This window comes from Enterobacter cloacae complex sp. IR5428, from assembly GCF_049238585.1.
GTDB lineage: Bacteria > Pseudomonadota > Gammaproteobacteria > Enterobacterales > Enterobacteriaceae > Enterobacter > Enterobacter intestinihominis.
Genome location: NZ_JBMKHV010000013.1, coordinates 106,124 through 114,464, shown reverse-complemented (window position 1 = coordinate 114,464; position 8,341 = coordinate 106,124). Strand labels below are relative to the sequence as shown.

Annotated in this window: 7 protein-coding genes, 1 rRNA gene and 1 riboswitch; of the genes, 2 read left to right on the top strand and 6 right to left on the bottom strand. The window is 54.2% G+C overall.

Annotated features, from left to right (window positions below):
* The 3 genes from ACOTXC_RS18245 to btuB form a co-directional block, all read right to left on the bottom strand.
* Window positions 1-220: ribosomal RNA gene (locus ACOTXC_RS18245) — 16S ribosomal RNA — on the bottom strand; the annotation flags it as partial.
* A 384-nt stretch (window positions 221-604) separates the two neighbouring features.
* Entirely contained in the window at window positions 605-1,456 is an 852-nt protein-coding gene (murI, locus tag ACOTXC_RS18240; protein WP_023298885.1) for a glutamate racemase, read from the bottom strand.
* Window positions 1,401-3,248 (bottom strand): TonB-dependent vitamin B12 receptor BtuB, encoded by a 1,848-nt coding sequence (btuB, locus tag ACOTXC_RS18235; protein WP_023330102.1) that lies wholly within the window; start codon window positions 3,246-3,248, stop codon window positions 1,401-1,403. The genes murI and btuB overlap by 56 nt, the downstream gene beginning before the upstream one ends.
* Window positions 3,249-3,314: 66 nt before the next feature.
* Window positions 3,315-3,490: riboswitch (cobalamin riboswitch) on the bottom strand.
* A 104-nt stretch (window positions 3,491-3,594) separates the two neighbouring features.
* On the opposite strand from btuB, the gene trmA reads away from it, so the two are divergent.
* Complete coding sequence (trmA, locus tag ACOTXC_RS18230; protein WP_421767880.1) at window positions 3,595-4,695, top strand: tRNA (uridine(54)-C5)-methyltransferase TrmA; 1,101 nt, start codon at window positions 3,595-3,597, stop codon at window positions 4,693-4,695.
* Between the two features lie 90 nt (window positions 4,696-4,785).
* Here the strand turns inward: trmA and ACOTXC_RS18225 are convergent, their stop codons facing one another.
* Both ACOTXC_RS18225 and fabR read right to left on the bottom strand, forming a co-directional pair.
* A complete protein-coding gene (locus ACOTXC_RS18225; RefSeq protein ID WP_017383113.1) occupies window positions 4,786-5,145 on the bottom strand; it encodes a YijD family membrane protein in 360 nt (119 codons plus the stop codon).
* 9 nt (window positions 5,146-5,154) lie between these two features.
* Entirely contained in the window at window positions 5,155-5,793 is a 639-nt protein-coding gene (gene fabR, locus ACOTXC_RS18220) for an HTH-type transcriptional repressor FabR (protein ID WP_003862059.1), read from the bottom strand.
* 196 nt (window positions 5,794-5,989) lie between these two features.
* Between fabR and sthA the strand changes: the two genes are divergently transcribed.
* Complete coding sequence (gene sthA / locus ACOTXC_RS18215) at window positions 5,990-7,390, top strand: Si-specific NAD(P)(+) transhydrogenase (RefSeq protein ID WP_003862057.1); 1,401 nt, start codon at window positions 5,990-5,992, stop codon at window positions 7,388-7,390.
* On the opposite strand, the gene oxyR is transcribed toward sthA, so the two are convergent.
* Window positions 7,373-8,290, bottom strand: a complete 918-nt coding sequence (oxyR, locus tag ACOTXC_RS18210; protein WP_022649783.1) for a DNA-binding transcriptional regulator OxyR — start codon at window positions 8,288-8,290, stop codon at window positions 7,373-7,375. The two genes, sthA and oxyR, sit on opposite strands and share 18 nt — an antisense overlap.
* Between the last annotated feature and the right edge of the window lie 51 nt (window positions 8,291-8,341).

Genomic DNA, 8,341 nt, shown 5'->3' with positions numbered 1-8,341 from the left:
CAAGAGGCCCGAAGGTCCCCCTCTTTGGTCTTGCGACGTTATGCGGTATTAGCTACCGTTTCCAGTAGTTATCCCCCTCCATCAGGCAGTTTCCCAGACATTACTCACCCGTCCGCCACTCGTCAGCGAAGCAGCAAGCTGCTTCCTGTTACCGTTCGACTTGCATGTGTTAGGCCTGCCGCCAGCGTTCAATCTGAGCCATGATCAAACTCTTCAATTTAAAAGTTTGATGCTCAATGAATTAAACTTCGTAATGAATTACGTGTTCACTCGTTGAGACTTGGTATTCATTTAGTGTCCGAGGACATTAAGAATCCATGTCACTTTGAGTGCCCACACAGATTGTCTGATAAATTGTTAAAGAGCAGTGCAACGCGGCTTTCGCTCACCGTTGCGAGGTCCCGTATATTACGTTTTCCTCATTCAGAGTCAAGCAATTATTTTCACTTTTCTCTGTTGGCGTTCATCTCTGAACCCCGCTGTCCCGGCGGCTTGTAAGCCGTTGTTCCGTGTCAGTGGAGGCGCATTATAGGGAGTTCTCAGACGTTGACAACCCCTCTTTGAAAAAAAACGTTCAACCGTCTCTTTTTTGCTCAAAACCGTGCTACAGCGCCAGTTTTTCGAGCGTTTCGAAGCCATAACGACGTAAAACGGGCAAAAGTTGTTCGGTTTCTTTTGTTATCGCCATACAGAAAGCGATGTTCGCATCCGCTGATTTCGCATCCGGCGCCTCGTGCTCCAGTAGCCAGGCCGTCCGACGCGCAATCGCAGCACCGGAATCCACCAGCCGGGTCCCTTCAGGCAAAACCTTTAACAGCTCTTCCTGTAATAGCGGGAAATGGGTGCAGCCGAGAACAACCGTATCCGGTGGTTCCTGCATCCGCAGCCATGGACGCAGAATGCGACGCAGCTCTTCAAGCGATACCGTCTCGCCGTGCAGTTTCGCTTCCGCCATTTCCACCAGCTCCGCGGAGCCGAGCATGGCGATCTGGCATTCATTGGCAAAGCGCTCAATAAGCTCACGCGTATAAGGACGTTTTACCGTACCGCGTGTCGCCAGCAACCCCACGATACCGTTCGCCGTCAGACGCGCCGCAGGTTTGATTGCCGGGACAACGCCCACAACCGGGAACGGGAATTTTTCGCGCAGGGCAGGAAGAGAGACCGTGCTTGCCGTATTACAGGCAATAACCGCCAGCGCCAGGGGATAGCGCTTTTGTACCGCAGTGACGATTTCAATCACACGCTCAACGATAAAGTCTTCACTCTTTTCCCCATACGGGAACGCGACGTTATCGAAGGCGTAGATGTAATGGAGATCCGGCAGGAGCTGCCGAATCTCATCATAGACCGAAAGCCCACCGACGCCGGAATCAAACACCAGCACGGTGGGACGCGGATCAGAAGGTGTAGCTGCCAGACAAGGTGTATTCCCGTCCTGCAGTTTGGTAGCCATAAACTGTCTCGTAATCTTTATCGAACAGGTTGGCTATTTTACCACGAACTGTGAGATGTGAGGTGACAGGATATGAAACCGCGACGTCCCACAGGCTGACGCCGCCCATTTTAACTTTCTCTGACGGATAGGTTCCAAAGTCGGTGTCGTAGCGCGTGCCGAGATAGTGATACGTCAGGCTCCAGTCAACATCATAGATCTGCGTATCAAGCTGATATTTCACCTGCTGTTTAGCACGACGGTCCAGAAGTTGATTGGTTGCCGCATTGCGGGCATCCACATAGTCGTAGCCCACAGTATGCGTCAACGGACCCGTATCAAATGACGCTGTCGCTTCTACACCTTTAATGCGTGCTTTGCCGACATTGTAATATTGCTGCAGGTTATTGTTGAAGTCGATGAGATTATCAACGTCATTACGATAGCCGGATACGCGCCAGCTTACGCCTGCCGTCAGGCCTTCAAACGCCCCTTCCCACTGCTTGCTCTCTTCAGGATCAAGATGGGTATTGCCGTAGAAGCCATAGAGCTGACCCAGATTCGGCGCTTTATAGGCCGTGCCATAAGAGGCTATGAAGCGGTAACCGTCAACGAACTCCCAGGCTGCGCTACTTTGCCAGGTACCATGGCGACCAAACTGAGAGTTGTCATCGCTGCGGGCCGCCGCCTCCAGAGTGAAATCTCCAAACTGCTGCAACCCAGTCAGGTAGACGCCAGTGTTACGCAGGTCATAGGCGTTGGTTACGTAGTTGGTACCCGGCTCGGTGCTCTGTTTCTGCCAGTCAACGCCCGCGCCGATGTTGCCATGCCCCACGTCAACTGAGTTGGTCCACTGAACATTGTACTGTTTGATTTCATCCAGGGTTGCTGTGGAGTCATAGCGTCCAAGGTGCGGATCGTAATTGTAGTCTTTGCTGTGACTGTAGCTGGAGAGCAACTGTGAATGGAAAACATCCCGGTTAAACCGCAATCCGGCATCCCAGGTCTGGCTATAGAGTTGGCGGGTATCAACCAGCACATCAGGGGTAAATGAACTGTAATAGCCGTCATAGGCGGTACGGTTGCTGTAACCATAGCCGCGAACGAAACCACTCCATTGCTCAGAGAAAGCATGCTCCAGTGCGCCGTAGAGCGTTTTATTCATAAAGCCGTCGCGATCGGTCTGGGCAAGGCCGCCGTTATTACCGTCAGCAACGACGTCAAAGCCTTTTGTGTAGGTGTAATCCCCCGCCAGCGTAACGCGCGTACTTTCACCCAATGTTTGCTGGGTGCTGCCACCATAATTCTGGAAGCCGTGTGTCCCAACGCCAGCATTCAGCGTTGTGCCATCCTTCGCACGCGTAGTGATAATGTTGACTACACCACCGATCGCATCCGAGCCGTACACCGCCGAACGCGGTCCACGAAGATATTCGATGCGCTGCACCAGGGAGATCGGAAACTGGCTGAGATCGGACGACCCCGTGACGCCCGCCTGGTTAAGGCGGATCCCGTCGACGAGAATCAGGACATGGCTGGAGTTCGTACCGCGTATAAAGAGAGAAGAGAGCTGCCCCATCCCGCCATTTTGTGCCGTATCTACGCCAGGCAGGCGACGCATGACATCCAGAACCGTGGTGGATTGCCAGCGGTCGATATCGGCCCGCGTCACGACAGAAGTCGCAGCCAGAACAGATTTTTCAGGTTGTTCGAAACGGTTTGCTGTCACCACCAACGAGTCGGCGCTTTCCTGCGCCCAGCCCGAAAATGCCGTGACGGAAAACGCCGTCAACAGCGATACTTTTTTAATCATTGTTAAAGCATCCACAATATAAGAAGGATGCCGCAGGCCTCATCGATAGCACGCGATGATGAAACCAAATGCGACGTGATCCCGGCAGGTCTTCGGGCTGGGTGGCGTTATACGGATGAAGACTTCCCGTTTTCACAGTGTCTACAACTCTCATCCCGCCAGTCTTTACCGCTGCGCGTCAGCTCCAGATTTGCACTGGATTCCCTTTTCACTCTCAGGAGACCGGAAACAGAATGCTACAATTAGACACGTATAGATGTCCAGATAGCTATTAGCCATTAAATCTGGACATCCACTGCACAATCCCTACAATCCCCGCGTAATTCTTTATCACTCAGGACGCATCATGACCCCCGAACACCTCCCGACAGAACAGTACGACGCACAGCTGGCAGAAAAAGTTGTCCGCCTGCAAAGTATGATGACGCCTTTCAACGCGCCCGTTCCCGAGGTGTTTCGTTCTCCGGTCAGCCACTACCGTATGCGCGCTGAGTTTCGCATCTGGCACGATGGCGATGACCTGTACCACATCATTTTCGATCAGCAGACGAAATCCCGGATTCGCGTAGACAGTTTCCCGGCGGCGAGTGAGCTTATCAACCAGCTAATGACGCTGATGATCGACGGTGTGCGCACTAATCCGGTGCTGCGCAACAAGCTGTTCCAGATTGACTACCTGACCACCCAAAGCAATCAGGCCATTGTCTCTCTGCTCTATCACAAAGCGCTGACCGACGAGTGGCGCGAGCAGGCAGAAGCCCTGCGCGATGCGCTGCGCGCGCAGAACATCAACGTGCACCTGATTGGCCGCGCGACCAAAACCAAAATCATGCTGGACCAGGATTACATCGACGAGCGTTTGGCGGTGGCAGGAAAAGAGATGGTTTACCGTCAGGTGGAGAACAGCTTCACCCAGCCGAATGCGGCAATGAACGTGCAGATGCTGGAGTGGGCGCTGAATGCGACGGAAGGGTCGACGGGCGATCTGCTGGAGCTCTACTGCGGTAACGGCAACTTCTCGCTGGCGCTGGCGCGTAACTTCGAACGCGTGCTGGCGACGGAAATCGCCAAACCATCGGTGGCCGCCGCGCAGTACAACATCGCCGCTAACCATATTGATAATGTGCAGATCATTCGTATGGCGGCAGAAGAGTTTACCCAGGCGATGAACGGCGTACGTGAGTTTAACCGCCTGCAAGGGATTGATTTGAAGAGCTACCAGTGTGAGACAATTTTTGTCGATCCGCCGCGCAGTGGCCTGGACAGCGAAACCGAGAAGATGGTGCAGGCGTACCCGCGTATTTTGTACATCTCCTGTAACCCGGAGACGCTGTGCAAGAATCTGGAAACATTAAGCCAGACGCACAAGGTTGAACGTCTGGCGCTGTTCGATCAGTTCCCATATACGCACCATATGGAGTGCGGCGTACTGCTCACGGCGAAGTAATGTGGGCCTTGTAGGGCAGGTAAGCGAAGCGCCACCTGCCAAAAAAGCCGGATGGCGCTTCGCTTATCCGGCCTACAATGACAAAACCCTTTACTCTGGTAACTGGCTCTTGCGGCTACGCATGCGCGAGCCAATCCAGAACACCAGCGCCACAGACAGCACCGCAGGCAGGAAGTTAGAACCGATATCCGGATACTCTGCACGCACCACGGTGCTGTACAACAGTACACCCAGAATAAAACAGGCTGCGGCCAGCCCCGGTAACCCAACCGGCATGGTGCGGTTCAGATAACGTTGATGCAGGCAATACACCGTCAGCACCAGCGCGATAATCGGGAAAATCGAGAACGGTACAATTGAGCTGAAAACCGCCGCAAACGTACCGTTAATGGATAAGCCAGCGATCAATGCCAGCAACAGCGTTCCTTTATCCTGACCTGACTGTTTCATTACTCACCTTCACTCATCGTTTTGATGTGCCAACTTCTCTTGTTCACGGCGATACCAGTAGTACGCACCTTTAGAAATCATTCGCAGCTGCAATACCAGTCGCTCTTCGAGTTGCTTACGTTGTTCAATGCTGACATCCAGCGCTTCGGCACCCGCACTGAAAACAATGGTCACCATCGCCTCGGCCTGTGCTTCAGTAAACGCACGCGGCATATGGTTTTCGAGTTCAAGATAGTCGGCAAGTTCCGCGATGAAATGCTGAATTTCACGCGCGACGGCGGCACGAAACGCCGCCGACGTGCCAGAGCGCTCGCGCAGCAAAAGGCGAAACGCGTTAGGGTTATTGCCGATAAATTCCATAAATGTCGACACGGAGGTGCGGATCACGCTGCCGCCTTTGGCAATACGCTGACGCGCCTGACGCATAAGCTGGCGCAGCATCAAACCGCTCTCGTCGACCATGGTCAGGCCCAGTTCATCCACATCACGGAAATGACGATAGAAGGACGTTGGCGCAATCCCGGCCTCGCGCGCCACTTCGCGCAGGCTTAAACTGGCAAAACTCCGCTCAGCACTCAGTTGACTGAATGCGGCTTCCACCAGCGAACGCCGGGTTTTCTCTTTTTGTTGTGCTCTTACGCCCATCACGATAGTTGAATCCTTCCAAAGGCCCGTTGGCACTATACCAGAGAATAAAATTAATCTGTTTACCTGGCTTTGTGAATGATTGTTTACGCGCGGTTTGTGCTCCACTGCCCGAAAAATGCACAACGATAATTGGGTTACCCAGGCAATGATGTTATGATTCTGTTGCTTTTATGTATAAGAACAGGTAAGCCTTGCCATGCCACATTCCTACGATTACGACGCAATAGTTATTGGTTCCGGCCCCGGCGGCGAAGGTGCTGCTATGGGTCTGGTAAAACAGGGAGCCAGAGTAGCGGTTATTGAGCGCTACCATAATGTCGGCGGCGGTTGCACCCACTGGGGCACCATCCCTTCGAAAGCCCTCCGCCACGCCGTTAGCCGCATTATCGAATTTAACCAGAACCCTCTTTACAGCGACCACTCCCGACTTCTTCGTTCTTCTTTTGCCGATATCCTGAATCACGCAGACACGGTCATTAACCAGCAGACGCGCATGCGTCAGGGTTTCTATGAGCGCAACCACTGTGAAATTCTGCAGGGTAACGCGCATTTTGTAGATGAACACACCCTGGCGCTGGAGTGCCACGACGGTTCGGTTGAGACGCTCACCGCTGAAAAATTTGTGATTGCCTGCGGATCGCGCCCATATCATCCGGCAGACGTGGACTTCTCTCATCCACGCATTTACGACAGCGACTCCATCCTCAGCCTGCACCACGAGCCACGCCATGTGATCATCTATGGCGCGGGCGTGATTGGCTGTGAATATGCGTCGATTTTCCGGGGAATGGAGGTCAAAGTTGATTTGATCAACACCCGCGACCGGCTGCTGGCGTTCCTCGATCAGGAGATGTCAGATTCCCTCTCCTACCACTTCTGGAACAGTGGCGTGGTGATTCGCCACAACGAAGAGTACGAGAAAATCGAAGGCTGCGACGACGGTGTGATCATGCACCTGAAATCTGGTAAGAAGCTGAAGGCGGACTGCCTGCTGTATGCCAACGGCCGTACCGGCAACACGGATTCATTGCAGTTGGAGAATATCGGGCTTGAAACCGACAGCCGCGGTCAGCTCAAGGTCAACAGCATGTACCAGACTGCGCTGCCGCACGTTTACGCGGTCGGCGACGTTATTGGTTACCCAAGTCTGGCCTCCGCTGCTTACGATCAGGGCCGCATCGCCGCACAGGCGCTGGTGAAAGGTGAAGCGACGGCGCATCTGATCGAGGACATCCCGACGGGCATCTACACCATCCCGGAAATCAGTTCTGTCGGCAAAACCGAGCAGCAGTTGACGGCCATGAAGGTGCCTTACGAGGTGGGTCGTGCCCAGTTTAAACACCTGGCGCGCGCACAAATTGTGGGGATGAGCGTGGGTACGCTGAAGATCCTGTTCCATCGCGAGACGAAAGAGATCCTCGGTATTCACTGCTTTGGTGAACGTGCCGCGGAAATCATTCATATCGGCCAGGCGATCATGGAGCAAAAAGGTGGTGGCAACACCATCGAGTACTTCGTTAACACCACCTTTAACTACCCGACCATGGCGGAAGCCTATCGGGTAGCTGCGCTGAACGGCTTAAACCGCCTGTTTTAACGCGTTGTCGAAATGGCCATCCATTGCACCACGGATGGCCTCTGCCAGCTGCTCATAGCGGCTGCGCAGCGGTGAACCCGGACGATAAACCAGGCCGATCGTGCGACGCGGCTCTGGCTTAATACACGGCAGATAGACCACGCCATCACGCTTACGCTCGCGCGGCACGGCCAGCGCAGGCAGCAGCGTAATGCCACTTCCCGCCGCGACCATGTTACGCAGCGTTTCCAGGCTGGTTGCGCGGAAATGGGTATCTTCATCTGCACCTGCTTCGAAGCAGAAGCCCATCGCCTGATCGCGCAGACAGTGGCCGTCTTCCAGCATCAGCAGCTTTTCTCCGGCCAGATCGGCCATCGGCACGCGATCGCGGTTCGCCCACGGGTGATCTTCATAGATCGCCAGCATCATCGGCTCATCGAACAGCGGTACTTCAATAAACGCTTCACTCTCTTTGACCAGCGCCAGGATCGCGCAGTCGAGCTTGCCGCTGTCTAACTGCGCCAGCAGCTGATGGGTTTGCGCTTCATGCAGGTACATTTCGAGTTTCGGGAACGTCTGGTGCAGCAGCGGAATGATTTGCGGCAACAGATACGGGCCAACGGTTGGGATCAGGCCAATATGCAGCGGGCCGGACATCGCCTCCCCCTGCTGGCTTGCCATTTCCTTGAGCACTTTGACCTCGCGCAGTACGGTGCGCGCCTGATCCACCAGCAGCAGACCTGCCTGCGTGAACAGTACCTTACGACTGGTGCGCTCCAGCAGCATCACGCCCAGCTCATCTTCCAGCTTGCGGATCTGACCGCTCAGCGTTGGCTGGCTGACATGGCAGGAGTCTGCCGCGCGGCGAAAATGGCGATGCTCAGCTAACGCTACCAGGTATTCAAGATCACGAATATTCATTATTCATCCTCCGTCGCCACGATAGTTCATGGCGATAGATAGCATAGCAAC